The organism is Mesorhizobium sp. B2-8-1 (assembly GCF_006440955.1).
Classification (GTDB): domain Bacteria; phylum Pseudomonadota; class Alphaproteobacteria; order Rhizobiales; family Rhizobiaceae; genus Mesorhizobium.
This window is the reverse complement of sequence record NZ_VFTX01000014.1, coordinates 107,789-134,012: the sequence shown is the minus strand read 5'-3', so window position 1 is coordinate 134,012 and position 26,224 is coordinate 107,789. Positions and strand designations below refer to the sequence as shown.

The following is a 26,224-nucleotide window of genomic DNA, read 5'->3' as shown; positions in this document are numbered from 1 at the left end:
TGAGTAGTGAGTAGTGAGTAGTGAGTAGTGAGTAGTGAGTAGTGAGTAGTGAGTAGTGAGTAGTGAGTAGTGAGTAGTGAGTAGGTTTCTGCCGCGTATTCACTATCCAAAACTACTATTCACCATCCTCCCATTCACTATTCACTATTCACTACTCACTACTCACTACTCACTGCTCACTATTTCATTTCCCGCTGCCGGCGATCTGGTCGCCGTCGCGGGTCAGGTAGTAGGCGGCGAGGATCGGCAGCAGCGTCACCAGCACCACCACCATCGCCACGACATTGGTGACCGGGCGCTGGCGCGGGCGGATCAGTTCTTCAAGCATCCAGATCGGCAGCGTCTGCTGCTGGCCGGCGGTGAAGGTGGTGACGATGACCTCGTCGAACGACAGCGCGAAGGCCAGCATGCCGCCGGCAAGCAGCGCCGTGGCGATGTTGGGCAACACGATATGCCGGAAGGTCTGGAAACCATCCGCGCCGAGATCCATCGAGGCCTCGATCATCGAGCCCGAGGTGCGGCGGAAGCGGGCAACGGCATTGTTGTAGACGACAACCACGCAGAAGGTGGCGTGGCCGAGCACGATCGTCCAGAACGAGAACGGAATGTCGGCCAGCGCGAAAGCCGAACGCAGCGCAATGCCGGTGATGATGCCGGGCAGCGCGATCGGCAGGATGACCAGCAGCGAAATGGTTTCACGGCCGAAGAATTTCGTCCGTGACACCGCGGCGGCGCACAGCGTGCCGAGAACCAGCGCGATGGCCGTTGAGATGGCGGCGACGCGCACCGAGAGCGACAGCGCTTGCCACACGTCCGGCCGGTTCCAGGTGACGGCGAACCACTGCGTGGTGAGCCCCGGCGGCGGCCAGACGAAGCTCTTCTCTTCGGTCGTGAAGGCATAGACGAAGATCAGCAGGATCGGTAGATGCAGGAACAGCAGGCCGCAGGCCGCAGCGATCTTCAGGCCAAGCGGAGCCGATTGGGCACGGTCAGAGCGCATCGAAGGCCCCCATGCGCTTGGCGCCCCAGAGATAGAAGCCCATGATGACGATCGGCACCACCGTGAAGGCGGCGGCGAGCGGGATGTTGCCGGCCGTGCCTTGCTGCGAATAGACGGCCTGGCCGATGAACAGGCGCGACGTGCCGATGATCTGCGGGATGATGTAGTCGCCCAATGTCAGCGAAAAGGTGAAGATCGAGCCGGCGACGATGCCGGGCAGCGCCAGCGGGAACAGCACATTGCGAAAAGTCTGGCCGGGCGACGCGCCAAGGTCGGAAGAGGCTTCGACCAGATTGCCGGGCACGCGCTCGAGGGCTGCCTGCACCGGCAGGATCATGAAGGGCAGCCAGACATAGACGAAGACGATGAAGGTGCCGGTGAAGGACACCGACAGCGAGTTGCCGCCGACGACCGGCAGCGACAGCCACGCATCGAGCAACCCCAACAGGTTCAGCTTGGCGAGCAGCCAGGTGAGAATGCCTTCCTTGGCCAGGATCAATTTCCAGGCGTAGATCTTGACCAGGTAGCTCGACCACAGCGGCAGCATGACGCCGAGATAGAACAGCGCTTTCCAGCGGCCGCGCGCATAGCGCGCCGCGTAATAGGCAATGGGGAAAGCGACGACAGCCGAGGCCAGCGTCACCAGGGCCGCCATCGTCACCGTGCGCAGAATGATGTCCAGATTGGCGGCCTGCAACAGGTCGCCATAGGTCTTCAACGTGAACTCACGGTTGATAAGCCCGGAGAACTCGTCGATCGAGAAAAAGCTCTGCGCCAAAAGAGCGAACAACGAGCCGATATAGACGATGCCGAGCCACAGGACCGGCGGCAGCAGCATAAGCAGAAGGAGCAGTTGCGGCCTGCGCCAGAAGAGGTCGGAGAGCGCGCCGCGTATGCCGCCGCTGCCGGGCAGGATGGCAGGGGCTGGGCTGGGGTTGAGCGCGGCAATGGTCATGGGGCCGCCGTGTGCTGAAGAGAATTATATGAGAGGCCGCGTTCTGCGTCGCCCCCCTCTGTCCTGCCGGACATCTCCCCCTCACGGGGGGAGATTGGCAATTTCTCAGCCTCGCCAATTCTGCGACGTTGGAAATTGGCGAAACCCGGAAGGGCAGCCAATCTCCCCCCTTGCGGGGGAGATGTCCGGCAGGACAGAGGGGGGTGCTTCGCGCAAGCCTTCATCACACCGCCTCGTCCATCAAATGCAGGCTCTCCCGGTTGAAGGTGAGCACCACCGCCTCGCCTTCCCTGGGCAAGGCCGTGCCGGCAGGCACGATGGCGTGCAATTTCAGACCGTCGGCATCGAGCGCCAGCCTGGTGGTCGCCCCGAGATAGTTAGTTGAGACGAGGCGCGCGGCCACGCCGTCGCCTTTCGCGGCGCGGCCGACGCGGATCGATTCGGGTCGCAGGCTGCCCCAGCGGCGCTGGCCGCAATAGCGCTGGACGAAATCCGGCGGCAGCACGTTGGACGAACCGACGAAATCGGCGACGAAGCGAGTGCTCGGCCGCTGGTAGATATCTTCCGGCGTGCCGATCTGCATGATCCTGCCGTCGTTGAAGACGGCGACGCGATCGGCCATCGACAGCGCCTCGCCCTGATCGTGGGTGACGAAGACGAACGTTATGCCGAGCGCCTTTTGCAGCGACTTCAGCTCTTCCTGCATGTTCTCGCGCAATTTGAGGTCGAGCGCGCCGAGCGGCTCGTCGAGCAGCAGCACCTTGGGCTGGTTGACCAGTGCGCGGGCCAGCGCGACGCGCTGGCGCTGACCGCCGGAAAGCTGGCCAGGGCGGCGGGCGCCGTAGCCGGGCAGCCTGACCAGCGACAGCGCCTCTTCCGCTGCCTTGTGCCGCCCGGCCTTGCCGACGCCCTTGACCATCAAACCATAGGCGACATTGTCGAGCACATCGAGATGCGGGAACAGCGCATAGTCCTGGAAGACGGTGTTGACGTTGCGGCGATAGGGCGGAACACCCTCGGCGCGCTCGCCGAAGATCGAAATCGAACCCGCCGTCGGCTGCTCGAAGCCGGCAATGAGGCGCAGGCAGGTCGTCTTGCCGGAGCCCGACGGCCCGAGCATGGCGAAGAACTCGCCAGGCACGATTTCGAGGTCGACCGTGTCGACGGCGCGCACGCTGCCGAAATGGCGCGAGACTTTTTGAAAGGAAACGGCTGAGGTCATGGGGTGTCAGTCTCTTGCCGATTGGGTTCTCTTCGGTCGCCCGCAATCGTGGCTGGACGGCGAACGCGCGCCACTTACCTCCTCTCGATGCGGGAGGTCGCGGCGAAGTCGCGGGTGGGGGTGCTCTGGCACAGACCGCCGCGACGCCCCGCCCCGACGCTGCGCGTCGACCCTCCCCACAAGGGGAGGGTGAAGAAAATCATCGCCCGCCGATGACGCCGATATAGTCCGACACCCAGCGGTAATAGGGCACGCACTGGTCGTTCTGGGTGGCGCATTTGGTCACCGGCGTCTTCCAGAACTTGATCTTGTCGAAGTTTTCGTAGCCGTTGGTCTTGCAGCCTTCGTCGGTCAGGAGCTCGTTGCCCTTGCAGGCGGCGGGGACGACCGGCAGCGAGCCGAACCAGGCCGAGACGTCGCCCTGCACCTTGGGCGAAAGCGAGTGTTCGAGCCACATATAGGCGCAGTTCGGATGTGCCGCGTCGGCCTCCATCATAGTGGTGTCGGCCCAGCCGGTGACGCCTTCCTCCGGCACGGTCGAGGCGATGGGCTTCTTGGCCGCGATCAGCGTGTTGACCTGGTATGGCCACGAGCCGGAGGCAACCACGCCTTCGTTCTGGAAATCGTCGACCTGGATGGCGGCATCGTGCCAGTAGCGGCCGACCAGCGTGCGCTGGACGCGCAGCAACTCGAGCGCGGCCTTGTACTGGTCCTCGTTCAACTCGTAGGGGTCCTTGATGCCGAGCTCCGGCTTGTGGAACATCAGGTAGTTGGCGGCATCGGCGATGTGGATCGGGCCGTCATAGGCCTGGACGCGGCCCTTGTTTGATTTGCCGTCCGGCAGCTTCATCTCCTCGAAGACGATGTTCCAGCTCTTGGGCGCTTCCTTGAAGACATCGGTATTGTACATCAGGACGTTCGGCCCCCACTGGTAGGGGACGCCATAATGAACCTTGTCGACGGTGAACCAGGGGGCGTCCTTGATGCGGTCGTCGACCGTCTTCCAACTCGGGATGAGGTCGGTGTTGATCGGCTGCACGCGCTTGCCGGCAACGAGGCGCAGCGATGCATCGCCCGAAGCGGTGACGAGGTCGAAGCCGCCCTCGTTCATCAGCGAGACCATCTCGTCCGACGTGTTGGCGGTCTTGACGTTGACCTTGCAGCCGCTTTCCTTCTCGAAGGCGGTGACCCAGTCATAGCCCTTGTCGGTTTCGCCACGCTCGATATAGCCCGGCCAGGCGACGATATCGACCTCGCCTTCACCCTTGCCGAGTTCCGTGACCTGAGCGATGGCCTGGCCGGAGAAGGTCAGCGCGACCGTCAATGCAGTGCATGACTTCAGGAATGAATTCATCATCGATCTCCCATTGATAGGCCCGCGCTTCGGCGGCGGCTTTGTTCCCTGAAGCGAAGTTGCTGTGAAAATCCCGGTTTCGCAAATTCATTTATCAGAAGGGGGATATCGGTTTTTCCGATAGATCAGCGGCCGTTCTTGTCGGGGCGCTGGCGAACCATGCGCTGCGACTGCGCCAGGCCGATGAAATCGCGCGCAGCCTGCGGCAGGCCGGAGCCGCGGCGCCAGACCATCCCGACCTGGACGACGGGTAGGGCACCGGAGACGTCGCGCGACTCGATGCGGTCGCCTTCCAGCGACCACGGCCGGTAGACGAGGTCGGGCAGCAGCGCCACGCCCGCGCCGGTGGCGACGAGGCTGCGCACCGCTTCGACCGAACGGGTGCGGAAGGCGACATGCGGCTTGGCGCCGATTGCCGTCAGCAACTTGCCGGTGTTCTCCTCGATCTCGTCGACGGTCAGCATGATCAGCGGCTCCGAAGCGATGTCGCCGATGCCGATGATGTCGGCGCCGGCGAGCGGATGCCCGAGCGGCAGCCACAGGCGGTAAGCCGAGACTTCAAGGATTTCCGATTGCAGCGCGGTTCGGTCGCGCAGATTGGACGTGACCATCACGGCGATGTCCAGCTTGCCGCCGATCAGCAGATGCTCGAGATAGTCGCCATTGTCCTCGATTGCCGAGACCTCGACGCCGGGATAGGCACGACGGTAGCGGGAAAGCAGGTCCGACAGCACATAGCCGGCGACCAGCGAGGTGACGCCGAGCTGCAGCCGGCCGCCCGCTGTCGCCTGCTCGCCGAGGAAGGCGCGGCGCGCATCGGACACATCGGCCAGGATCTTGGTGGCATGACGCAGGAACTGGTGGCCCTTGTGGGTGATGTTGAGGCCGCGCGGATGGCGGTCGAATAATTCGACGCCGAGATCGCCTTCGAGCTCCTTGATCGCTTCGGTGACCGAGGATTGCGAAATGGAGAGGTTCTGCGCGGCACCCGACACCGTGCCCTGCTCGGCGACGGCGATGAAGAACTGCAACTGGCGGATGGTGAAAGCCATGGCCGGACTAAACACGGCGGGGACGACACTGGGAAGTGGAAACGGATCGGCAACTTGACGGCCCCCAGAATTGTAACTAAATAAGTTACATGAAACGCAACAGCCGGCTGTCTTCCACCTTGCACATTCTGGCCCACATGGCCGAGAAGCCCGAGCGGGCGCTGACCTCGGAGCAGCTTGCCACCTTCATCCATACCAATCCGGTCGTGGTGCGCCGCACCATCGCGGGGTTGCGGGATGCCGGCATCGTCACCTCTTCACGCGGACATGGCGGCGGCTGGCTGCTCGGGCGCCCGCCCGACGAGATCTCGCTGGCCGAAATCAGCGCCGCGCTTGGCGAGACGCTGCTGCAGTTCGGCACCGAGCCGGAGAGCCCCGGCTGCCTTGTCGAGCAGGCCGTCATCGCCGTCCTCGACGATTTTCGGATCGCGGCGGAGAAGCTGCTGGCGGAGAAGCTCAGCCGTATCACGCTGGCCGACCTGACCGCCGACTTCCGCCGCCGTTACGACCTCATCGGAGTCTCCAGCCATGCAGTATGATCTTGCCGTCGTCGGCGGCAGCTTTGCCGGCTTGTCCGCCGCCATCCAGGCGGCCCGGGCCCGGCGCAACGTCCTGGTGATCGACGCCGGCCAGCCCCGAAATCGGTTCGCCGCGCATTCGCACGGCTTCCTCGGCCAAGACGGGCGCACGCCAGGCGCCATCCTGGAGGAGGCAAGACGGCAGTTGCTAGCCTATCCGACGGCTCGCCTTGTCAAGGGACGTGCGGACAAGGCGGTCGCCAATAGCAGCAGCGACTTCGAAATCAGCACAGAGGGCGGCGAGACCTTTGGCGCCGCGCGGCTGGTTCTGGCCACCGGCGTGCGCGACATCCTGCCGGAAGTTCCCGGGCTTGCCGAGCAGTGGGGCAAGACCGTGCTGCACTGCCCCTATTGCCACGGCTACGAGGTTTCCGGCGGGCCGCTTGGCGTGCTGGCGACCGGGCCCATGTCCCTGCATCAGGCGCAGTTGATCGCCGACTGGGGCGACGTCACGCTGTTCGGCAATCGCCTGATCGAGCCCGATGCCGAACAGATGTCTGTCCTGGAAGGCAAGAATGTGAGGTTCGAACCCGCTGCGGTCGCCGAACTGCGGGAGGATGGCGCGGGCGGCTTGACGGTGATCCTCGACGGCGGCCGAAAGGCGGGGGTTCGCGCGATATTCACCGCGCCGCGCAATACAATGGCGAGCCCGGTGGCCGAACAGCTCGGTTGCGGCTTCACGGACGGTCCCCTTGGCCCGGTGATATCAATCGATGACAGGCAGCAGACGACGGTTCCCGGCGTCTACGCCGCCGGGGACGCGTCACGCGCGATGTACAACATCGCCTTCGCCGTATCGGGCGGCGCCTTCGCCGGCATATGCGCCCACCAGTCGCTGGTATTCGGTTAGCTCAGGCTGCCTCGCCCGCGACGCTGAGCCGCGCGCCGGCCTGCGCCAGGCCAGCAGCGATGTCGCGCGGCGGCGGCCGGTCGGTGGCGAGCTCGGAAAAGCCATCGAAGCCGCAGACCTGGACCAGGCCTTGGCGCCCGAACTTGGAATGATCGGTGACGACGAGCGAACGCTGGCCGCGCGACAGCACCATGCGGGCGAACTCGGCCTCGTCGAGATCGTAATCCATGACACCCGTCACCGCATCGACGGCACCCGTCGAGATCACCGCATGGCTGACCGAGAAGCGGCTGACGAAGTCGATGGCCGAGGCGCCGAAGGCGGCGCCGGAATCGCTGCGCAGCTCACCGCCGGCCATGTAGACCTTGTTGCCGTTGACGGTGGCCAGCGTGCGGGCGATGTCGGATGAGTTGGTGACGACCGTCAGCCGCCGATGGCCGAGCAGTTCACGCGCCAGGAACGAGGTGGTCGTTCCCGTGTCGAGCATGATCGATTCGCCGTCGCGGATGGTGGCGGCGACCATGCGGGCGATGAGGCGCTTGGCCTCGGCGTTCTCGCGCATGCGCCGTTCGAACGGCGCTTCGCCGATCGTCGACGGCAGGCCGACGGCGCCATGCATCTTCAGGAGCGAGCCGTCGCTGGTGAGGGGCTTGACGTCGCGGCGAACGGTTTCCAGCGAGACGCCTAGCCGGTCGGCCAGGCTGGCGATGGTGACGGTGCCTTCCTCCTGCAGAAACCGCAGGATTTCGCCGTGCCGCTTGGAATGGCTCATCGGGTCATTTCCAGTCGCGCCATGATGCAGTGACCGCTTCTATGGCAAATCTGCCGCATATTACAAGGAATCTCGAAAGAATACGGGCAGGAAAGCAGAAAAAGCCACAGAATCTCGTTGACAACGTGGCTTACCCGGCGTGACACTGATGCCGTGTCAGGCTCGCACTGCCACGGAAAAGCGATAGCGGAGCCTGATCCGAATTTGTGTGCCCCAAGGTCTGGAAACTGCCTGACGCGAGGGCGACTGGAAGAATTTTCTCATCCGCGGGGGCGGATGCCGGCCTCGAAGAGCCCGGCACGTGGGGCTCGTCGGTGCGGCGCGGGATACCGATCCCGAATGCCGCGCCGGCGAGGTCTTTGCCAGAACGAGCGTCCGGACAAACGGCGGGTCGCCACGGTGGTGCCGCCCCGTCGGCGCCTTGCCGGACGAAGGGCGAATTCATGACGGCCGAGGACCGCATCCGCGCCCTGCCTTGCTGGACAGGCAGCGTCGAGATCGAGCCGCTGCCCGGCGGGCTGAGCAATGCCAATTATCGGGTTAAGGACGCGGCCGGGAGGCATGTCGTGCGTTTCGGCAGGGACTATCCCTTCCACCACGTCTTTCGCGAGCGTGAGGTGATGACCGCACGCGCCGCGCATGCCGCCGGTTTCGCGCCGGCGGTCCGCCATGCCGAACCCGGCATTCTCGTGACGGAGTATCTCGGCGCCAAGACCTGTCTGGCTGAGGACGTGCGCGCCAATCTCGGCCGTGTCGCCGCCCTGATGCGCGGCTTCCACCGTGAGATGCCCAACCACGTCTCCGGTGCCGGCTTCATGTTCTGGGTGTTCCACGTCATCCGCGACTATGCGCGCACGCTGGAGGACGCCGGCAGCCGCAAGGCGAGCGACCTGCCGCGTCTGCTGATGCTGGCCGACGAGCTCGAACGCGCCCAGAAACTGCTGCCGATCGTGTTCGGCCACAATGATCTTTTGCCGGCGAATATTCTCGACGACGGCAGCAGGCTATGGCTGATCGACTTCGAATATGCCGGCTTCAATACCGCGATGTTCGACCTTGCCGGCGTCGCCTCGAACGCCGGCATGAGCGACGAGGAATCCTTCGCCTTCCTGACCGCTTATTTCATGAAGGAGCCGGACGAGGCGATCCGCCGCTCGCATGCGGCCATGCAATGCGCCTCGCTGCTGCGCGAGGCGATGTGGAGCATGGTTTCGGAACTCTACCTCGACGTGCCCGGCATCGACTACGTCGCCTACACGGAAGAGAACCTGACGCGGCTCGATGCCGCGCTGGAAAACTACCGGACAAAATACGGGACCTGAATTCATGACCTTGCCAACCCAGGCAGCGATCGTCGTCATCGGCGGCGGCATTACCGGCTGCTCGACGGCCTACCATCTGGCCCGCGACCACAAGGCAGATGTGGTGCTGCTCGAACAGGGCAAGCTGACCTCGGGCTCGACCTGGCACGCCGCCGGCCTGGTCGGGCAGCTGCGCTCGTCGGCCTCGATCACCCGCGTGCTCAAATATTCGGTCAACCTCTACAAGGGCCTGGAGGCCGAGACCGGCCTTGCCACCGGCTGGAAGATGAGCGGGTGCCTGCGCCTTGCCACCAATGCCGACCGCTGGACCGAGTACGAGAGGCTGGCGACGACAGCGAAGAGCTTTGGCATGGACATGGAGTTGCTGTCGCCGGCAGAGGTCAAGAACATGTGGCCGCTGATGGAAACCGGCGATCTCGTCGGCGCTTCCTGGCTGCCGACCGACGGTCAGGCGAGCCCATCCGACGTCACCCAGTCGCTGGCCAAGGGCGCGCGCATGCATGGCGCAAGGCTTTACGAGGAAGTGCGCGTCACCGGCTTCGAGATCAAAGGCGGCCGCATCATTGCGGTGAAGACCAACATGGGCGACATCGCCTGCGACAAGGTGGTGAACTGCGCAGGACAATGGGCACGGCAGGTTGGCGCCATGGCCGGCATCAACGTGCCGCTGCAGCCGGTGAAGCACCAGTTTATCGTCACCGAGAAGATCGACGGGCTGGCGACCGATGTCCCGACCATCCGCGACCCGGACCGGCGCACCTATTTCAAGGAAGAGGTCGGCGGGCTGGTGATGGGCGGCTATGAGCCAAACCCGCAGGCCTGGACGACAGATCTCCCCGGAGGCGACGTGCCCAATGACTGGGAGTTCCGGCTGTTCGACGACGACTATGATCATTTCGAACAGCATATGAGCCAGGCGATCGCGCGCGTGCCGGCGCTGGAAACCGTCGGCGTCAAGCAGATGATCAACGGGGCCGAGAGTTTCACGCCGGACGGCAATTTCATCCTCGGCGTGGCGCCCGAATGCGCCAACATGTTCGTCGGCGCCGGCTTCAACGCCTTCGGCATCGCTTCGGGCGGCGGCGCCGGCTGGGTGCTGGCGCAATGGGTGGTCGATGGCGAGGCGCCGTTCGATCTGTGGGTCGTCGACATCAGGCGCTTTTCCAGCCTGCACCGCGACCGGCACTGGGTCCGCGAGCGCACGCTGGAAGCCTATGGCAAGCACTACACGATCGGCTTTCCGCATGAGGAGTATCTTTCCGGCAGGCCGCGCATCGTTTCGCCGCTGTACAACAGGCTGAAACAGCATCGCGCCGTGTTCGGTTCGAAGCTCGGCTGGGAGCGGCCGAACTGGTTCGCCCCCGAAGGCGTCGACCCGCGTGACGTCTATTCCATGGGCCGGCAGAATTGGTTTTCAGCCGTCGGCGACGAACATCGCCATGTGCGCGAGAAGGTCGGCATCTTCGACCAGTCGTCCTTCGCCAAATACGAGCTGACCGGGCCCGACGCGCCGAAGGCGCTGGACTGGATCTGCGCCAACGACGTCAACAAGCCGGCCGGCGGGCTGACCTATACGCAGCTTCTCAACACGCGCGGCGGCATAGAGGCCGATCTCACCGTGTCGCGGTTCGGCGAGGACAGGTTCTATATCGTTACCGGCACGGGCTTCCGCACCCATGACCTGTCCTGGATCAGCGACCATGTCGAAAAGGAGCTCGACATCACGCTCACCGACGTCACCGAGGATTTCGGCACGCTGTCGCTGATGGGACCGCGCGCCCGCGAAGTGCTGGCCGGCGTGACCGATGCCGACGTTTCCAACAGCGGTTTCCCATTCGGCCATGCCCGCGAGATTGTCGTTGCCGGCCACACCGTGCGGGCGTTGCGCGTCACCTATGTCGGGGAACTCGGCTGGGAGCTGCACGTGCCGATCTCCGCAACCGGCGAGATCTTCGACGCGTTGATGTCGGCAGGCAAGCAACATGATATCCGCCCGGTCGGCTACCGGGCCCTGGAATCGCTGCGACTGGAAAAGGGCTATCGCGCCTGGGGCTCCGATATCACCCCCAACGACACGCCGCTGGAAGCCGGCCTCGGCTGGGCGGTGAAGCTTCGCAAGAACACGGATTTCGTAGGGCGGCGCGCCTTGGAGAAAATCACTGGCGGGCCATTGAAGAAGCGTTTCGCCGGCTTCACGGTCGACGATCAGGACATCGTGCTCGTCGGGCGCGAGACGATCCTGCGCAATGGCGAGCCGGTCGGCTATCTCAGCAGCGGCGGCTATGGCTACACCGTGGAGAAGAACATCGGCTACGGCTATGTGCGCAATGCCGACGGCGTGAGCGACGATTTTCTCGCCTCGGGCCGCTATGAGCTGGTCGTGGCGATGCAGCGCACGCCGGCAAAGATCCATCTCGAGCCGATGTATGATCCGGCCGGGAACAGGATCAAAGCCTGATCAGTTCACACGCAAGGCGAGGCAGCGGCTGGGCACCGTGTCGGCCTCGCCCGGCATCGAGACGTACGGGCGCGTTTCCTCGATGCGGGTGACCAGCCCCTGAGCCTCCAGCTCAGCGACTCGCGCGTTAAAGCCCAGATCCCAGATCGTGTTCTTGACCGTCAGCACGATCACGCCGCCCGGCCGGCAGATGCGGATCAGTTCGTCCAGCCCTTCGGCACCGACATGGCCCGAGGTAAAGACGCCGGCCGAGATCACCCCGGCATAGGTATTGTCGGCAAAGGGCAGCGGCCCGCCAAGCGCAAGGCAATGCAGGGCCGAATAGACGCCCTTGCGCTCTGCCTGATCCAGCATGCCTTGCGAGATGTCGAGCGCCTCGACCTCGGGATAGCCGGCAATGTCCAGCCATTCGCCGATGAGCCCGGTGCCGGCCCCGGCATCGAGCAGCGGGGCCGAGCCACGCGGCAGATGCCTTGCCAGCAAGGCCAGGCAGATGGTGGGATGGCGATAGCCGGCAGCCGACATGTCGCTGTCGTAGGTCTGCGACCAACGGTCATAGAGCGCCGCCACTTCTTCCGGGCGCTTGGCCGCGTAGGCAGCGCCAAGCGCGCCCTTATGCTTGCTGTCGGTCACTTTCGTCCTGTCCGCCATGCCCTAAATTGGTCTCGCACGGATGATAGCCAAAGCACGAATTTTGTGGAACCGTCTCTGCGACAAATAACAGCGGGGGAGCGGGCATGACAATGGACGAGGCACGGACAAAACTTGCCGCCATTCCCATGCTGGCCGGCTATAACGGGACGCTGGAGCGGCTTGGCGGCCTCACCAACCTGGTTTTCAAGGCCGGGGACTTCTGCCTGCGCATTCCAGGCAAAGGCACCGAGGAATATATCAACCGCGCCAATGAGGCGGTGGCGGCGCGCGAGGCGGCTAAGGCAGGCGTCAGCCCCGAGGTGCTGCATGTCGATCCGGGCACCGGCGTGATGGTGACGCGCTTCATCGCCGGCGCCGTAACCATGTCGCCGGAAAAATTCAGGCTTCGGCCGGGCAGCCCGGCGCGTGCGGGAGAGGCCTTCCGCAAGCTGCATTCGTCCGGTGCGGTGTTTCCGTTCCGTTTCGAACTGTTCGCGATGATCGATGACTATCTGAAGGTGCTGTCGACCAAGGAGGTCGCCCTGCCCGCCGGCTATCACGACGTGGTGCGCGAGGCCGGTGGCGTGCGCGCGGCGCTGTCGGCCCACCCGCTGCCCGTCGTCGCCTGTCATTGCGACCCGCTGTGCGAGAATTTTATCGATGCGGGTGACAGGATGTGGATCGTCGACTGGGAATATTCAGGAATGAACGATCCGCTCTGGGATCTTGGCGACCTCTCCGTCGAAGGCAAGTTCGATGCCGCGCAGGACGAGGAGATGATGCGCGCCTATTTCGGCGGCGAGGCGAAACCGGCGGAGCGCGGCCGCATCGTCATCTACAAGGGGATGTGCGACCTGTTGTGGACACTGTGGGGACTGATCCAGCTCGCCAACGACAATCCCGTCGACGATTTTCGGGCCTATGCCGACGGCCGCTTCGCGCGCTGCAAGGCGCTGATGGAGACGCCGGAATTTTCACGGCACCTGGCGGCGATCCGCGAGGGCTAATTCACGCCCTTCGGCACGTTTTCAGGCGGCACCGTCGTGTCGACCACCTTCTGGCGATGGAAGATGAACAAGCCGGCCAGCACGACGATGACCGAGCCGATGAGGATGCGCGGGCCGGGAACGTCGCCGAAGAACGCCAGCCCGAAGACCACCGCCCATAGAAGCAGCGTGTAGTGCAGCGGCGCCAGCGTCGAGGCCGGGGCCAGCTTGAGCGCCCGCGTGATCATCAGATGGGCACCGCAGGAGACGATGCCGAGCAGCAGCATGGCGCCGAAATCGAGCGCCGACGGCGTGTGCCAGGCGCCGATGGTCAGGGCGCCGCCGACCAGCAGCGTGCCGATGGTCTGCCATGTCACCAGATTGGTGTCGCTGGTGCCGCGCAAGCGCCGGTTGAGGATGATGGCGAAAGCGAAGGCAATGCTGCCCGCCAGCGCGAAGCCCGACGACAGCGAGAAAGCCGCCGAGGAGGGCTTGAGCATGATCAGCACGCCGCAGAAGCCGAGCAGGATCGCCATCCAGCGGCGCCAGCCGACCTTCTCGCCAAGCAGGAGATGCGAGAGTGCCGCCACATAGATCGGCCCGGCCATATAGAAGCTCATCACATCCGCAAGCGGCAGATAGACGACGGCGGCATAGAAGAGCCCGGTATCGAGCGTGGTCATGATGACGCGCAGGACCTGCAATTCGGGCCTTTCCATGCGGAACAGCTTGGCGGCGCCCTGGTGGGCGATCATCGGACCGAGCACGAAAAACGCGCCGATCGACCTGATCAGAACCACCTGGCCGACGGAAAAGCTGGCGACCAGCCATTTGCCCATGGCGTCGTTGAGTGCAAACAGGAAGTCGCCGGCCAGCATCAGCAGAATGCCGGCCAGAAGCACGTTCCTGATTGTGGTATTCTGCGCCACGGGTTGCGTCATGCCGATCCCTTGCCTGTCCAGGCCGCGTCGTAGACGGAAGCGGCCGCTTTGACGAGGAGAAATCCGGGAATCGGCAAGGCCAGCGCCGGGAATCGGCTGGGTCTAGGACGATGTGTGCCGCCGGTTCACCAGTGCCGGCCTGCCGGGGATGGCAAGCCGGGTGTCCTGCCTGGTTCGTTCCGCCACCACTTTGCCCCTGGCGATGACGCAAATGCGTTCAGGGCGCAGGCGAATGGCCTCGACCGGATTGCCAGCGTCGAGGACGACCAGGCTGGCGCGCTTGCCGACGGCGAGGCCCAGATGATCGAGCCCCATGATGGCGGCATTGACGTTGGTGACCATGTCGAAACAGCGCGCCATGTCGGCAGGGCTCGACATCTGGGCGACGTGAAGCCCCATGAAGGCGACGTCGAGCATGTCGGCGGTGCCCAGCGAATACCAGGGATCGAGCACGCAATCCTGGCCCCAGCCGACGCGGATGCCCAGCGCCAGCATCTCCTTGACCCGCGTCATGCCGCGGCGCTTGGGAAACGTGTCGTGGCGCCCCTGCAGCATGATGTTGATCAAAGGATTGGGGATGACGGAGACGCCCGCCTCGGCGATCAGCGGCAGGAGTTTCGAGACGTAGTAATTGTCCATGGAATGCATCGAGGTAAGATGCGAGCCGGCCACCTTGCCCTGAAGGCCGAGACGCTGCGTCTCATAGGCCAGTTGCTCGATGTGACGCGACAGCGGGTCGTCGGTCTCGTCGCAATGCAGGTCGACCATCAGGCCGCGTTTTGCCGCGATCTCGCAAAGCTCGGTCACCGAGCGGGTGCCGTCGGCCATGGTGCGCTCGAAATGCGGAATGCCGCCGACGATATCGACACCCAGATCCAGCGCGCGGATGGTGTTTTCCCGTGCACCGGGCGAGCGGTAGAGCCCATCCTGCGGAAAGGCGACCAATTGCAGGTCGATATAGGGCGCCACCGTCTTCTTGACATCGAGCAGCGCCTCGACCGCCAGCAGCCTGTCGTCGCAAACGTCGACATGGGTGCGGATGGCGAGCAATCCCATCGACACCGCCCAGTCGCAATAGGCGAGCGCGCGATGGCGCACCGCTTCATGCGTCAGAAGCGGCTTCAGTTCGCTCCACAGAGCAATGCCTTCAAGCAGCGTGCCCGAGGCGTTTATCCGCGGAATGCCGTAGGAAAGCGTCGCATCCATATGGAAGTGCGGGTCGACGAACGGCGCAGAGACCAGATTGCCCCGCGCGTCAATCGTCGTGCCGGCGTTGCCATCGAGCTTCGGCTCGATCGTCGCGATCGTCTCGCCGACGATGCCGATGTCGGCAACCCTGCCGTCAGGCAATGTGCCGCCGCGAACGATAAGGTCGAAATCCATCTGTGTCGTCCCCGAAGAATCAGCACCTGTCGGCTGCCGCCGTGATCGCGGCGGGCGAAAAATCTTGCCACGTGGCGCCGCCCCTCATCCGCCTGCCGGCACCTTCTCCCCGTATAGAGACGGGGAGAAGGGAGATGCTGCGACCTCGCCGCCATTTTTGCAACGTCTACAATTGGCGAAATCTTTGGTTATAGCCCTTTCTCCCCGTCACTTACGGGGAGAAATGTCCGGCAGGACAATGAGGGGCAGCACGAACCTGGCCGATTCGAGCGCTATTCCGGAACGTGCCTCACCGCACCCTTGTCGGCGCTGGTGGCGAAGGCGGCGTAGGCGCGCAATGCGGTCGTCACCTTGCGCTTGCGTTTTTCTTCGGGCTTCCAGGCCAGGGCACCCTTGGCCGCCATCGCCGCCCGGCGGCTGGCGAGCTCCTCATCGCTCACGGCGAGGCGGATCGAGCGGTTGGGGATGTCGATCTCAATCGTGTCGCCTTCCCGCACCAGCCCGATCGTGCCGCCTTCGGCGGCTTCCGGCGAGACATGGCCGATCGAGAGCCCCGACGTGCCGCCGGAGAAGCGCCCGTCGGTGATCAGCGCGCAAGCCTTGCCCAAGCCCTTCGATTTCAAATAGCTGGTCGGATAGAGCATTTCCTGCATGCCGGGGCCGCCGCGCGGTCCTTCATAGCGGATGACGACGACGTCGCCGGCCTTGATCTCATTCGACAGGATCGCCTTGACCGAGGCATCCTGGCTTTCGAACACCCGCGCCGGGCCGGTGAATTTCAGGATCGACTCGTCGACGCCGGCCGTCTTCACGATGCAGCCGTCGAGCGCCAGGTTGCCCTTGAGCACGGCAAGGCCGCCGTCTTTGGAAAAAGGTGTCTTCGCCGAGCGGATAACGCCCGTCTCGCGGTCCAGATCGAGCTCGTCCCAGCGGCGGTCCTGACTGAAGGCGACCTGCGTCGGCACGCCGCCGGGCGCGGCGAGGAAGAAATCTCGCACGTTCTGGCTTGAGGTGCGCGAAATATCCCAATGATCGAGCGCCTCGCCGAGGCTTGATGTGTGCACGGTCGGCAGGTCGCGGTTGATCAGTCCGGCTTGGTCGAGCTGGCCGAGGATCGCCATGATGCCGCCGGCGCGGTGGACGTCCTCCATGTGCACGTCGGACTTGGCCGGCGCCACCTTGCACAGCACGGGCACCCGCCGCGACAGCCGGTCGATATCCTCCATGGTGAAGTCGACCTCACCCTCATGCGCCGCGGCCAGGATGTGCAGCACGGTGTTGGTCGAGCCACCCATCGCGATGTCGAGCGTCATGGCGTTCTCGAACGCGCCCTTTGAAGCGATGCTGCGCGGCAGCGCCGTCTCGTCGTCCTGCTCGTAATAGCGTTGGGCGAGATCGACGATCAAGTGTCCGGCCTCGACGAACAGCCGCTTGCGGTCGGCGTGCGTCGCCAGTGTCGAACCGTTGCCCGGCAGCGACAGGCCGAGCGCTTCGGTCAGGCAGTTCATCGAATTGGCGGTGAACATGCCCGAGCAGGAACCGCAGGTCGGGCAGGCGGAGCGCTCGATGACCTTGACGTCCTCGTCGGAGATCTTGTCGTCGGCGGCGGCGACCATGGCGTCTACCAGGTCGAGCGCCTGCGCCTTTCCGGCGAGCACCACCTTGCCCGCTTCCATCGGCCCGCCGGAGACGAAGACGGTCGGGATGTTGAGGCGCAGCGAGGCCATCAGCATGCCGGGCGTGATCTTGTCGCAATTGGAGATACAGACCATGGCGTCGGCGCAGTGGGCGTTGACCATGTACTCGACGGAATCGGCGATGAGCTCGCGCGACGGCAGCGAATAGAGCATGCCGTCATGGCCCATGGCGATGCCGTCATCGACGGCGATGGTGTTGAATTCCTTGGCGACGCCGCCGGCCTTCTCGATCTCGCGCGCGACCAGCTGGCCGAGATCCTTCAGGTGGACGTGGCCCGGCACGAACTGGGTAAAGGAGTTGACCACCGCGATGATCGGCTTGCCGAAATCGCTGTCCTTCATGCCGGTGGCGCGCCAGAGGCCGCGGGCGCCGGCCATGTTGCGGCCATGGGTGGTGGTGCGGGAGCGATAGGCAGGCATGAACTTTCCTTAGCTGGCTGGCTGCGCCCGATGCGGAGCGTCGCGGCCCTGAATATGGATCGCAGGCGTTATAGACCGGCAATTATTGTCTGGCCACATTTTTGCAATGCGCCAGATTCTCCAGAAAAATTCAGAGTTTGCGAAAAAAGATGGCCTTCCGTGTCGGATCGCCTACCGGGCGCCCGTCCTTGGATCAACGGCAAGGGAGTGGGACCATTTTCTCAGACAGCCGTTCCATTGTAGCAGCAAGAAGCAACCGAGGAGCACGACATGCAAAAGATCACCACCTGCCTGTGGTTCGATGGACAGGCCGAAGAGGCGATGAACCACTATGTCTCCATCTTCAAGAATTCGAAGGTGCTGAGCGTCATGCGTTGGCCCAAGGGCCACGCCGATGAAGGCAAAGTGCTGCTGACCACGTTCGAGCTCGACGGCGTGCCGTTCCAGGCGCTCAACGGCGGACCGCAATTCAAGTTCAACGAGGCGATGTCGCAGTCGATCGACTGCAAGACGCAGGAAGAGGTCGACTATTTCTGGGAGAGGCTCACCGAGGGCGGCGAGCCCGGCCCGTGCAGCTGGCTGAAGGACAAGTTCGGCGTCTCCTGGCAAGTCGTGCCGGAACAGCTGCCGCGCCTGCTCCAGGATCCGGACCGGGAAAAGGCCGGCCGGGTGATGAGTGCGATGATGAAGATGGGCAAGATCGACATCGCCAAGATCGAAGAGGCGGCGAAGGGGTGAGAAGTGGTCCGCGTAGCGGACGGAAAGCCAATTGCTGGGCTTTCCGAGCTTCGAACGCCCTGAGCCTGCGAAGGGCAGGGCTGTCCATTGATTTTTGAGGCCGGCGCTGCCCCTCATCCGCCCTTCGGGCACCTTCTCCCCGTGAGCGGGGAGAAGGGAAGACCGCGCCTCAAGCCGCCTTGTCGCGGACCTGGTAGTCCTTGATCGTGGCGAAGCGGATCGCCTTCCAGCGCTCGGCCTCGTAATTCAGCGAGAAGGCGTGCTGGGCGAGGAACACCGGGTCGTTATCGAGATCGCGGGCAATGTCGCCGCGATGGGCTTCGATGAAGCGTTGCACTTCCGTCTTGTCGTCAGCCGAGATCCAGCGGCAGACTGAAAAACGCGACATCTCGAATTCGACCGGCAGCGTGTATTCGAAGTTCAGCCGCTCCTTCAGCACGTCGAGCTGCAGCGCACCGACGACGCCGACGATGGCCGGCGAGCCGTCCTCGGGCGAAAACAGCTGCACGACGCCCTCCTCGGCCATCTGGTGCAGCGCCTCCTTCAGCTTCTTGGCCTTCATCGCATCGCCGAGGCGCACACGACGCAGGATTTCCGGGGCGAAGTTCGGCACGCCGCGGAACAGGATTTCCTCGCCCTCGGTCAGCGTGTCGCCGATGCGCAGCGTGCCGTGGTTGGGGATGCCGACGACGTCGCCGGCAAAGGCCTCGTCGGCGGTGACGCGGGTGCGGGCGAAGAAGAATTGCGGCGCAGACAGGCTCATCGGCTTGCCGGTGCGCACCAGCTTGGCCTTCATGCCGCGCTCGAGCTTGCCCGAGCAGACGCGCACGAAGGCGATGCGGTCGCGGTGGTTGGGATCCATGTTGGCCTGGATCTTGAAAACGAAGGAGGTCATCTTCTCCTCGGTCGCCTCCACCATCCGGGTGTCGGCATCCTGCGCGCGCGGCGGCGGCCCGAAAGCGCCGAGCGCCTCGATCAGGTCGCGCACGCCGTAATTGCGCAGCGCCGAGCCGAAATAGACCGGCGTCAGATGGCCCTCGCGAAAGGCGTCGATGTCGAGCGGACGGCAGGCTTCGCGCGCGAGTTCCAGCTCTTCGATGAAGGCCTCACGCTCGTTTTCCGGCAACAGGCCGGCGACGCGATTGGAATCGGGACCGTTGACCGGCGTGCGTTCCTTCTCGTCGTCGCCCTTGCGCACGGCGTTCAGCGCCAGGTGGTAAGTGCCCGAAAACGTCCTGCCGCGGCCGATCGGCCAGGTGATGGGCGCGGTATCGAGCGCCAGCTTCTGCTCGATTTCGTCCAGTATCTCGAAGGGATCGCGGCTCTCGCGGTCCATCTTGTTGACGAAGGTGATGATCGGGATGTCGCGCAGCCGGCAGACCTCGAACAGCTTCAGCGTGCGCGGCTCGATGCCCTTGGCGGCGTCGATGACCATGACCGCTGAGTCGACCGCCGACAGCGTGCGGTAGGTGTCGTCGGCGAAATCCTCGTGGCCGGGCGTGTCGAGCAGATTGAAGACATTGTCCTCATACTCGAACGTCATCACCGAGGTGACGACCGAAATGCCGCGTTCGCGCTCGATCTTCATCCAGTCCGATCGGGTCTGGATGCGGTCCTTCTTGGCCTTGACCTCGCCGGCAAGCTGGATGGCGCCACCGAACAGCAGCAGCTTTTCGGTGAGCGTCGTCTTGCCGGCGTCCGGGTGGGCGATGATCGCGAAAGTACGGCGGCGCGATACCGCCTGTTCGATGTCTTCAGCCAATTTATGGAATCCTGTCTGTGGCGCGGGCTTCTAGCAGCGCTTTCCCGGCCTGTCGAACAGATTTGCCCGGATCGGTCCGCCGGCTCTTGAGATAGGGACGACGCGATGGCATCAGAAGACCTGTTCGATGGAGATCCTGCATGAGCAAGAAAGTGATCGTCATCGGCGCCGGCATCATCGGCGCCTCGATCGCCTGGCACCTGGCCAAGGCGGGCGCGCAGGTGACGGTCATTGCCGACAGCGCTGCCGGCGGCGTGGCGACGCCGAACTCGTTTGCCTGGATAAATGCCAGCTGGGGCAATCCGGAACCGTATTTCCGGCTGCGCATCCGCTCCATGGCGGAATGGTCGCGGCTGGCGCAGGACCTGCCCGGCCTTCCGCTCGCCTGGTGCGGCGGGCTGTGCTGGGACTTGCCGGCGGACAAATTGGAGGCCTATGCGGCGGAGCATTCGTCCTGGGGTTATGGCATCAGGCGGGTCGACCGCGCCGGCGCGGTCGGCATCGAGCCCAATCTCGCCGGGCTTTCCGACTTCGCCTTGCATGTCGCCGAGGAGGGTGTCGCCGAGCCGGTCGCAGCGACGAACGCGCTGCTGGCCGACGCCGAACGGCGCGGTGCGCGCTTCGTCTCCAGCACGGTTACGGCGTTGGTCCAAACCGGCGGCAGGACGACGGGCGTGGACACGTCGCATGGGCTGTTTGCAGCCGACGAGGTGGTGATCGCGGCCGGCGTCGGCTCGCCGGAGATTGCCGCGACGGCCGGCATAAGGCTACCGATCGAAATGCCGCCCGGCCTGATCGTCCATTCGCGACCTTACAGAAAATTGCTCAACGGTCTGGTGCTGGCCGAGCGGCTGCACATGCGCCAGACGGCGCAAGGCCGCATCATCGCCGGGTCGGACTTCGGCGGTGCCGATCCCGGGATGGATGCGGCTGCGACGGCGCGCGAACTGTTTGCGGCGGTGCAAGCCATGCTGCGCGGCGGCGATGGCCTGGAACTCGATTTCCATACGGTCGGTTACCGGCCGACGCCGATCGACGGCTTCCCGATCATCGGCCGCGCCGAGGGCATGGACGGCCTCTACATCGCGGTCACGCATTCCGGCATCACGCTGGCGCCGGCGGTCGGCTTGTTCGCGGCGCGCGAAATCCTCGACGGCGAGCGCGATCCGCTGCTGGCGCCCTATGGATTGGGTCGGTTCGCTCAATAGCTTGGTGACGGCTCTCTACGGCAATTCGCGCCGCGAGGAGGCTACCCGGCCAGCGCCAGCTTCGCCGGGGCCGGCGCAAACGGCTGAATATTCACGCCATCCCTGGTCATGGTGACGAAGCTCGATGGCGGGATCGCCTGCCAGTCGCCGCCTTCACGGTCGAAGGGTTCGGAGACGATGCAGCGGCCGCCGCCCTTGGCAGCGGTATAGAGGGTGGGCGCGTGGTCATCCGTGGCGTAGCGGACCGCGTGGAGGGCCTGCCCGTCGGAAAAGGCGGCCGTCAGCTTCAGCGCCGGCTCGATGCCGGCACGCCGCGAAGCCTCCAGCACGCGGCTGGTGGCACGGGCGACGGCGCCTTGCGGATCGGCGGCCAACCCTTCGTCGATCATCAGGAGAAAAAACAGCTCGGAATCGGTGGTGCCCTCGCGCTGGTCGAAGACGGCGTCGGACAGCGAATTTTCCAGCGCGCGGCGGATCTTCTCGAAGCCGCCGATCTGGCCGTTGTGCATGAACGACCAAGGGCCCGAGATGAAGGGATGGCAATTCATGCGGCTGGTGGCGCCGCCGGTCGAGGCGCGCACATGGGCGAGAAACAATCCGGATTTGATCTGTCGGCACAAGCTCTTCAGATTGGGATCGGACCAGGCCGGCAGGATGTCGCGGTAGAGGCCGGGCTCGGGCCGGTCGCCATACCAGGCAAGGCCGAAACCATCGCCATTGGTCGGCGACTTGGCTTCCTCGGCGCAATGGCTCTGGGCGATCAGCGAGTGGCAGGGCGCCGTGAGGATGTCTTCGAGGAAGACCGCTTCACCGAGATAGGCCGCCCACCGGCACATCGCTTCGTCCGTTCCTAGGCGCGGTCCGGAAGGGCCTTGGGCTCCTTGACCGCGTGCGAACCTCTGTTGTGCGTCCGCTCGTAAAGTTCGCGGACGATTCGGCTGGCGGTAGTCTCGAACAGAAATGGCAAGAAAGCGTGAACGAGGGCGGCCCCGGCGGCCGTCAGCAGGCGCGAGGAAAACCAGGCGGCAAAGGCCATGTGACCGAAATAGGTTTCGCCGACCTTGGCCGGATGGGAGGTGAAAATCCGTGCGACCGACATGTTGCTTCCCCTTCAGCGCTTCAGGTTCTCGATAGGGGTATCCTGGCACGGTTCGTCGGTTCATCGGTCTCAAAATGTCCTTGTATTTTGCTTGTTCGTGGGACAAACATCCCACATGGCCATCGAAATCGACGAAATCGATCGGAAATTGCTCGCCGAATTGCAACGCGACGGCACGTTGTCGGTCGACCAGCTGTCGGAGCGGGTGGCCTTGTCGCGCAACGCCTGCTGGCGGCGCGTCAAGCGGCTGGAGGAGGATGGCGTCATCACCGGCCGGGTGGCGTTGGTCGATGCCGAGAAGCTCGGGCTCGGCCTCTCCGTGTTCATCCTGGTCCGGACCTCAAATCATGATCCCGAGTGGTTGCAGAAATTCCGGGCGGCGGTGACCGGATTTTCCGAGATCACCGGAGTCTACCGGATGTCCGGCGACCTCGACTATGTCCTGCGCGCCCGCGTCGCCGACGTGAAGGCCTATGACCGGCTCTACCAGCGGCTGATCGCCAAGGTGGCGCTGTCGGACGTTTCGGCGTCCTTCGTGATGGAGGAGATCAAGGAGACCACAGTGGTGCCGATGGAAGTGCGCTAAGGATTGGCTCCGGCCATAGTGATGCCCGAAAGAAAGCCGTTGATAGGGTCGAGGGCGAATTGACCGAATCGGCAATCGCGCCGATAGGATCGATTTTATGCGCGCAGCCATCCAAAATTCCTCCGTCATCGGTCCGACCGTCGGCTTCGTAAGGTTGCCGCATGGGGAAGGACTCCCCCTCCCTGCCTATGAAAGCCCCGGCGCCGCCGGCATGGACCTGCGCGCGGCGGTGCCCGACGATCGGCCGCTGCTGATCCTGCCGGGAAAACGTGCGCTGGTGCCGACCGGACTGATCCTGGAAATCCCCGAAGGCATGGAAGGCCAGGTGCGGCCGCGCTCCGGCCTTGCCTTCAAACACGGGCTGACCGTCCTCAACACGCCGGGCACGATCGACAGCGACTATCGCGGCGAGGTGAAGGTGCTGCTGGTCAATCTCGGCGACGAGGATTTTGCGGTGACGCGCGGCATGCGCATTGCCCAGATCGTGTTCGCCGCGGTGACGCAGGCGGGCGTCGAAGAGCGCGCCCTGGCCGGCGGCACGGCGCGCGGTTCGGGCGGGTTCGGCTCGACCGGCACGGCCTGATGAACATACCGAAACTTGTCATCTTCGACTGCGACGGAATTCTGGTCGATACCGAGAACCTGGCCAACCGGCGTCTCGCCGAATGGCTGAGCGAAGCCGGGTATCCCACCAGCTTTGAACATTGCCGCAAGAACTTCTCCGGCCGCAGCATGGTCTCGGTGCAGAAGCAGATCGAAGAAGAGACCAGCGTCAGGCTCGGCGCAGACTTCGTCGAGCGCTGGAATGCAGGGCTGCCGGACCTGTTCGCCCATGGGGTCGAGGCGATTCCCTATGTCCGGGAGTTCGTCGAGGCTGTCCGCGCGGCCGGCATCGCCTATTGCGTCGCCACCTCGGCCAGGGTGTCGAAAATGCACATCACGCTTGGCCAGACCGGCCTGCTGCCGCTGTTCGAACATGCGATGTTTTCCTCGACCATGGTCGCGCGCGGCAAGCCGTTTCCGGACCTCTTCCTGCATGCGGCCAAGACGATGGGCTTTGCGCCTGCCGACTGCATCGTCATCGAGGACAGCGTCGCCGGCACGCAGGCCGGCATCGCCGCCGGCATGCGGGTATTTTCCTATCATGGCGATCCCTACAGCGACCGTGACGGCTTGATGCGAGCCGGCGGCATCCTGTTCGACGACATGCGCACACTGGCCGGACTGGTGCCGATCCACTGATCGGCGCCGGTTTTGACGGGGTTGCAGGGACGCGCCGGACGAATTGTCAGCAGAGAACGCGAAACGCTTCTGAGCCAACCGCATTCGTTTGCCCGGGCAAGGCGGGCAAGCTAAAATCCGCGCCATCGCACTCAACACGATGGGGGAACTTCCATGGACAAGGGCAAGATCTTTCGCGACCTGCATGCCTCGACCTTCGTAATGCCCAACCCTTGGGACGTCGGCACGACGAAGCTGCTTGGATCCTTCGGTTTCAAGGCGCTGGCGACGACCAGCGCCGGTTTCGCCTTCTCGCGCGGCCTGCCGGACGGCGCGGTGACCTTCGACCAGATGATCCATCATTGCCGCGAGGTGACGGCGGCAACCGAGCTGCCGGTTTCGGCCGACCTCGAACGCGGCAAGGGCGACAGCGCCGAGCAGGCCGCCGAAACCATCTTCGCGGCTGAAGCCGCCGGCCTTGCCGGCTGCTCGATCGAGGACCACACCGGCGACCCGAACAAGCCGATCTATGATTTTTCGCACGCGGTGGAGCGCGTCGCGGCGGCGGCGGAAGCGGCCCGCGCGCTGAAACGCGATTTCGTCTTCACCGCGCGGGCGGAGAACTTCCTCTGGGGCAAGTCCGACCTCGACGACACGATCAAGCGGCTGCAGGCATTCGAGAAGGCGGGCGCCGACGTGCTCTACGCGCCGGGCATCGGCGACGTCGAGATGGTGCGCACGGTCTGCTCGGCGGTGAGCAAGCCGGTCAACGTCATGGCAAGGCCCGACTTCACCGTTGCCGATCTGACCGCGGCCGGGGCAAAGCGCGTTTCGCTTGGGCCGTGGCTCACCAACTTCGCCTATGGCATGCTGGAAACGGCGGCGCGCGAGATCCAGCAGGACGGCACGTTCGGCTTCGCCCGCGCCGCCATGCCCTTCGGCAAGTTGCAGGCGCTGTTTGGCAAATCGGGATAAGCGGGCCGAACACATGACGCTGACCGTCGTCGACATGCACACCGGCGGCGAGCCGCTGAGGATCGTCACCGGGGGTTATCCCGATATCCCGAAGGGCACGATCCTGGAAAAGCGCACCCATGTGCGCGAGCAACTCGATCATCTCCGGAAAATCCTGATGTTCGAGCCACGCGGCCATTACGACATGTACGGCGCGCTGCTGGTCGAGCCCGATTTGCCGGGCGCCGACCTTGCCGTGCTGTTCATGCACAATGAGGGCTATTCGACCATGTGCGGCCACGCCATCGTCGCGCTCGGCCGCTATGCCGTGGACGAAGGGCTGGTGGCCAAGCAGGAACCGGTGACGATGGTCAACATCGAGGCGCCCTGCGGCATGGTGATTGCCTCGGTCGAGGTGCGCGACGGCAAGGCAGGTGCTGTGTCGTTCGAAAGCGTGCCGGCTTTCTTGTTCGCACGCGACCGCAGGATCGAGCTGCCCGGCTACGGCGCGATCGGCTTCGACATCGCCTATGGCGGCGCCTTCTACGCGCTGGCCGACTGCCACCAATTCGGATTGGAATTCGGCCACGATCGGGTGCGCGATTTCGTCGATGCGGCGACGGCGCTGTCCGAAAGGCTGAAGCAGGAATTCCACCTGTCGCACCCCGACCATGCCGACCTCGCCTTTCTCTACGGCACCATTTTGACGGACGGGCGGGATACGTTTTCGGGTGAGCCGACGAAAAACGTCTGCGTCTTCGCCGAGGCGCAGGTCGACCGGTCGCCGACCGGCTCCGGCGTCACCGCCCGGCTGGCGGCGATGCATGCCAAGGGCGAGATCGCAACAGGCCAGACACGCACTTTCGAGAGCATCGCCGGCTCGCGCTTTTCCGGCGCGGTGGCGCGGACGGCGAAAGCCGGACCGCATGAAGCGATCATCGCCCGCGTCGGCGGCCGCGCCTACTATTGCGGCCGGGCGGAATTCATCGTCGAGCCCGACGACGAACTGGGGCGCGGCTTTCTGCTGCGGTAG

General features: G+C 64.4%; 25 protein-coding genes. 12 read left to right on the top strand and 13 right to left on the bottom strand.

Going from position 1 to position 26,224, the window contains the following annotated elements; all coding sequences use genetic code 11:
* Positions 1-184: 184 nt before the first annotated feature.
* The 5 genes from FJ428_RS28495 to FJ428_RS28475 all read right to left on the bottom strand — a co-directional run bounded on the left by FJ428_RS28495 (position 185) and on the right by FJ428_RS28475 (position 5,583).
* Positions 185-1,000: an ABC transporter permease gene (locus FJ428_RS28495; protein WP_140523673.1), complete on the bottom strand. Its 816-nt coding sequence runs from the start codon at positions 998-1,000 to the stop codon at positions 185-187.
* Positions 990-1,955, bottom strand: coding sequence for an ABC transporter permease (locus FJ428_RS28490; RefSeq protein WP_140513016.1), 966 nt, complete (start codon positions 1,953-1,955; stop codon positions 990-992). The genes FJ428_RS28495 and FJ428_RS28490 overlap by 11 nt, the downstream gene beginning before the upstream one ends.
* A 223-nt stretch (positions 1,956-2,178) precedes the next feature.
* Complete coding sequence (locus tag FJ428_RS28485) at positions 2,179-3,177, bottom strand: ABC transporter ATP-binding protein (RefSeq protein WP_140523670.1); 999 nt, start codon at positions 3,175-3,177, stop codon at positions 2,179-2,181.
* Positions 3,178-3,376: 199 nt separating this feature from the next.
* Entirely contained in the window at positions 3,377-4,531 is a 1,155-nt protein-coding gene (locus FJ428_RS28480) for an ABC transporter substrate-binding protein (protein ID WP_140513012.1), read from the bottom strand.
* A 125-nt stretch (positions 4,532-4,656) separates the two neighbouring features.
* Positions 4,657-5,583 (bottom strand): LysR substrate-binding domain-containing protein, encoded by a 927-nt coding sequence (locus FJ428_RS28475; protein ID WP_140513010.1) that lies wholly within the window; start codon positions 5,581-5,583, stop codon positions 4,657-4,659.
* Positions 5,584-5,672: 89 nt separating this feature from the next.
* Here FJ428_RS28475 and FJ428_RS28470 point away from each other — a divergent pair, with 89 nt between their 5' ends.
* Entirely contained in the window at positions 5,673-6,122 is a 450-nt protein-coding gene (locus FJ428_RS28470; RefSeq protein WP_140880635.1) for an Rrf2 family transcriptional regulator, read from the top strand.
* Positions 6,112-7,011 (top strand): NAD(P)/FAD-dependent oxidoreductase, encoded by a 900-nt coding sequence (locus tag FJ428_RS28465; RefSeq protein ID WP_140880634.1) that lies wholly within the window; start codon positions 6,112-6,114, stop codon positions 7,009-7,011. The genes FJ428_RS28470 and FJ428_RS28465 overlap by 11 nt, the downstream gene beginning before the upstream one ends.
* 1 nt (position 7,012) lies before the next feature.
* Here FJ428_RS28465 and FJ428_RS28460 read toward each other — a convergent pair whose 3' ends face one another.
* Positions 7,013-7,783 (bottom strand): DeoR/GlpR family DNA-binding transcription regulator, encoded by a 771-nt coding sequence (locus FJ428_RS28460; RefSeq protein WP_140497069.1) that lies wholly within the window; start codon positions 7,781-7,783, stop codon positions 7,013-7,015.
* A 443-nt stretch (positions 7,784-8,226) separates the two neighbouring features.
* Between FJ428_RS28460 and FJ428_RS28455 the strand changes: the two genes are divergently transcribed.
* Positions 8,227-9,105, top strand: coding sequence for a phosphotransferase family protein (locus FJ428_RS28455; protein ID WP_140497071.1), 879 nt, complete (start codon positions 8,227-8,229; stop codon positions 9,103-9,105).
* 4 nt (positions 9,106-9,109) lie between these two features.
* Positions 9,110-11,563 (top strand): FAD-dependent oxidoreductase, encoded by a 2,454-nt coding sequence (locus FJ428_RS28450; RefSeq protein WP_140880633.1) that lies wholly within the window; start codon positions 9,110-9,112, stop codon positions 11,561-11,563.
* On the opposite strand, the gene FJ428_RS28445 is transcribed toward FJ428_RS28450, so the two are convergent.
* Positions 11,564-12,196: a class I SAM-dependent methyltransferase gene (locus FJ428_RS28445; RefSeq protein ID WP_181167420.1), complete on the bottom strand. Its 633-nt coding sequence runs from the start codon at positions 12,194-12,196 to the stop codon at positions 11,564-11,566. It lies immediately after the preceding gene.
* 104 nt (positions 12,197-12,300) lie between these two features.
* Between FJ428_RS28445 and FJ428_RS28440 the strand changes: the two genes are divergently transcribed.
* Positions 12,301-13,203, top strand: coding sequence for a phosphotransferase family protein (locus FJ428_RS28440; protein ID WP_140880631.1), 903 nt, complete (start codon positions 12,301-12,303; stop codon positions 13,201-13,203).
* On the opposite strand, the gene FJ428_RS28435 is transcribed toward FJ428_RS28440, so the two are convergent.
* From FJ428_RS28435 to ilvD, 3 genes are all read right to left on the bottom strand, one after another.
* Entirely contained in the window at positions 13,200-14,123 is a 924-nt protein-coding gene (locus FJ428_RS28435; RefSeq protein ID WP_140497079.1) for a DMT family transporter, read from the bottom strand. The two genes, FJ428_RS28440 and FJ428_RS28435, sit on opposite strands and share 4 nt — an antisense overlap.
* Positions 14,124-14,225: 102 nt before the next feature.
* Positions 14,226-15,506, bottom strand: coding sequence for an amidohydrolase family protein (locus FJ428_RS28430; RefSeq protein ID WP_140559733.1), 1,281 nt, complete (start codon positions 15,504-15,506; stop codon positions 14,226-14,228).
* A gap of 272 nt (positions 15,507-15,778) precedes the next feature.
* Positions 15,779-17,623: a dihydroxy-acid dehydratase gene (gene ilvD / locus FJ428_RS28420; protein ID WP_140559734.1), complete on the bottom strand. Its 1,845-nt coding sequence runs from the start codon at positions 17,621-17,623 to the stop codon at positions 15,779-15,781.
* A gap of 270 nt (positions 17,624-17,893) precedes the next feature.
* On the opposite strand from ilvD, the gene FJ428_RS28415 reads away from it, so the two are divergent.
* Positions 17,894-18,361 carry a VOC family protein gene (locus FJ428_RS28415; protein WP_140497085.1) on the top strand — a complete coding sequence of 156 codons (468 nt, stop codon included), beginning with the start codon at positions 17,894-17,896 and terminating at the stop codon, positions 18,359-18,361.
* Positions 18,362-18,530: 169 nt separating this feature from the next.
* Here FJ428_RS28415 and FJ428_RS28410 read toward each other — a convergent pair whose 3' ends face one another.
* Positions 18,531-20,123 (bottom strand): peptide chain release factor 3, encoded by a 1,593-nt coding sequence (locus tag FJ428_RS28410; protein WP_140550224.1) that lies wholly within the window; start codon positions 20,121-20,123, stop codon positions 18,531-18,533.
* 140 nt (positions 20,124-20,263) lie between these two features.
* On the opposite strand from FJ428_RS28410, the gene FJ428_RS28405 reads away from it, so the two are divergent.
* Positions 20,264-21,331, top strand: a complete 1,068-nt coding sequence (locus FJ428_RS28405) for an FAD-binding oxidoreductase (RefSeq protein ID WP_140880630.1) — start codon at positions 20,264-20,266, stop codon at positions 21,329-21,331.
* A 41-nt stretch (positions 21,332-21,372) separates the two neighbouring features.
* Here the strand turns inward: FJ428_RS28405 and FJ428_RS28400 are convergent, their stop codons facing one another.
* The gene (locus FJ428_RS28400) at positions 21,373-22,167 is read right to left on the bottom strand and encodes a class II glutamine amidotransferase (RefSeq protein ID WP_140880629.1); all 795 of its coding nucleotides are present in this window, start codon (positions 22,165-22,167) and stop codon (positions 21,373-21,375) included.
* A gap of 14 nt (positions 22,168-22,181) precedes the next feature.
* Positions 22,182-22,430: a DUF6356 family protein gene (locus FJ428_RS28395; RefSeq protein ID WP_140512988.1), complete on the bottom strand. Its 249-nt coding sequence runs from the start codon at positions 22,428-22,430 to the stop codon at positions 22,182-22,184.
* A 115-nt stretch (positions 22,431-22,545) separates the two neighbouring features.
* On the opposite strand from FJ428_RS28395, the gene FJ428_RS28390 reads away from it, so the two are divergent.
* The 5 genes from FJ428_RS28390 to FJ428_RS28370 all read left to right on the top strand — a co-directional run bounded on the left by FJ428_RS28390 (position 22,546) and on the right by FJ428_RS28370 (position 26,224).
* Positions 22,546-23,016, top strand: coding sequence for an Lrp/AsnC family transcriptional regulator (locus FJ428_RS28390; RefSeq protein WP_140497095.1), 471 nt, complete (start codon positions 22,546-22,548; stop codon positions 23,014-23,016).
* A 97-nt stretch (positions 23,017-23,113) separates the two neighbouring features.
* Positions 23,114-23,599 carry a dUTP diphosphatase gene (gene dut, locus FJ428_RS28385; protein ID WP_140649441.1) on the top strand — a complete coding sequence of 162 codons (486 nt, stop codon included), beginning with the start codon at positions 23,114-23,116 and terminating at the stop codon, positions 23,597-23,599.
* Positions 23,599-24,258: an HAD family phosphatase gene (locus tag FJ428_RS28380; RefSeq protein WP_181165289.1), complete on the top strand. Its 660-nt coding sequence runs from the start codon at positions 23,599-23,601 to the stop codon at positions 24,256-24,258. Before dut ends, FJ428_RS28380 begins: the two co-directional genes overlap by 1 nt.
* A 153-nt stretch (positions 24,259-24,411) precedes the next feature.
* Positions 24,412-25,212, top strand: coding sequence for an oxaloacetate decarboxylase (locus tag FJ428_RS28375; protein ID WP_140497101.1), 801 nt, complete (start codon positions 24,412-24,414; stop codon positions 25,210-25,212).
* A gap of 13 nt (positions 25,213-25,225) precedes the next feature.
* The gene (locus FJ428_RS28370) at positions 25,226-26,224 is read left to right on the top strand and encodes a proline racemase family protein (RefSeq protein ID WP_140880628.1); all 999 of its coding nucleotides are present in this window, start codon (positions 25,226-25,228) and stop codon (positions 26,222-26,224) included.

Coding starts and splice junctions, on each gene's coding strand:
- ilvD (WP_140559734.1), bottom strand. CDS start 17,623: ATGCCTGCCTATCGCTCCCGCACCACCACCCATGGCCGCAACATGGCC.
- dut (WP_140649441.1), top strand. CDS start 23,114: ATGCGCGCAGCCATCCAAAATTCCTCCGTCATCGGTCCGACCGTCGGC.
- FJ428_RS28430 (WP_140559733.1), bottom strand. CDS start 15,506: ATGGATTTCGACCTTATCGTTCGCGGCGGCACATTGCCTGACGGCAGG.
- FJ428_RS28450 (WP_140880633.1), top strand. CDS start 9,110: ATGACCTTGCCAACCCAGGCAGCGATCGTCGTCATCGGCGGCGGCATT.
- FJ428_RS28485 (WP_140523670.1), bottom strand. CDS start 3,177: ATGACCTCAGCCGTTTCCTTTCAAAAAGTCTCGCGCCATTTCGGCAGC.
- FJ428_RS28490 (WP_140513016.1), bottom strand. CDS start 1,955: ATGACCATTGCCGCGCTCAACCCCAGCCCAGCCCCTGCCATCCTGCCC.
- FJ428_RS28395 (WP_140512988.1), bottom strand. CDS start 22,430: ATGTCGGTCGCACGGATTTTCACCTCCCATCCGGCCAAGGTCGGCGAA.
- FJ428_RS28380 (WP_181165289.1), top strand. CDS start 23,599: ATGAACATACCGAAACTTGTCATCTTCGACTGCGACGGAATTCTGGTC.
- FJ428_RS28455 (WP_140497071.1), top strand. CDS start 8,227: ATGACGGCCGAGGACCGCATCCGCGCCCTGCCTTGCTGGACAGGCAGC.
- FJ428_RS28465 (WP_140880634.1), top strand. CDS start 6,112: ATGCAGTATGATCTTGCCGTCGTCGGCGGCAGCTTTGCCGGCTTGTCC.
- FJ428_RS28470 (WP_140880635.1), top strand. CDS start 5,673: ATGAAACGCAACAGCCGGCTGTCTTCCACCTTGCACATTCTGGCCCAC.
- FJ428_RS28370 (WP_140880628.1), top strand. CDS start 25,226: ATGACGCTGACCGTCGTCGACATGCACACCGGCGGCGAGCCGCTGAGG.
- FJ428_RS28440 (WP_140880631.1), top strand. CDS start 12,301: ATGACAATGGACGAGGCACGGACAAAACTTGCCGCCATTCCCATGCTG.
- FJ428_RS28475 (WP_140513010.1), bottom strand. CDS start 5,583: ATGGCTTTCACCATCCGCCAGTTGCAGTTCTTCATCGCCGTCGCCGAG.
- FJ428_RS28405 (WP_140880630.1), top strand. CDS start 20,264: ATGAGCAAGAAAGTGATCGTCATCGGCGCCGGCATCATCGGCGCCTCG.
- FJ428_RS28495 (WP_140523673.1), bottom strand. CDS start 1,000: ATGCGCTCTGACCGTGCCCAATCGGCTCCGCTTGGCCTGAAGATCGCT.
- FJ428_RS28415 (WP_140497085.1), top strand. CDS start 17,894: ATGCAAAAGATCACCACCTGCCTGTGGTTCGATGGACAGGCCGAAGAG.
- FJ428_RS28375 (WP_140497101.1), top strand. CDS start 24,412: ATGGACAAGGGCAAGATCTTTCGCGACCTGCATGCCTCGACCTTCGTA.
- FJ428_RS28435 (WP_140497079.1), bottom strand. CDS start 14,123: ATGACGCAACCCGTGGCGCAGAATACCACAATCAGGAACGTGCTTCTG.
- FJ428_RS28400 (WP_140880629.1), bottom strand. CDS start 22,167: ATGTGCCGGTGGGCGGCCTATCTCGGTGAAGCGGTCTTCCTCGAAGAC.
- FJ428_RS28480 (WP_140513012.1), bottom strand. CDS start 4,531: ATGAATTCATTCCTGAAGTCATGCACTGCATTGACGGTCGCGCTGACC.
- FJ428_RS28460 (WP_140497069.1), bottom strand. CDS start 7,783: ATGAGCCATTCCAAGCGGCACGGCGAAATCCTGCGGTTTCTGCAGGAG.
- FJ428_RS28390 (WP_140497095.1), top strand. CDS start 22,546: ATGGCCATCGAAATCGACGAAATCGATCGGAAATTGCTCGCCGAATTG.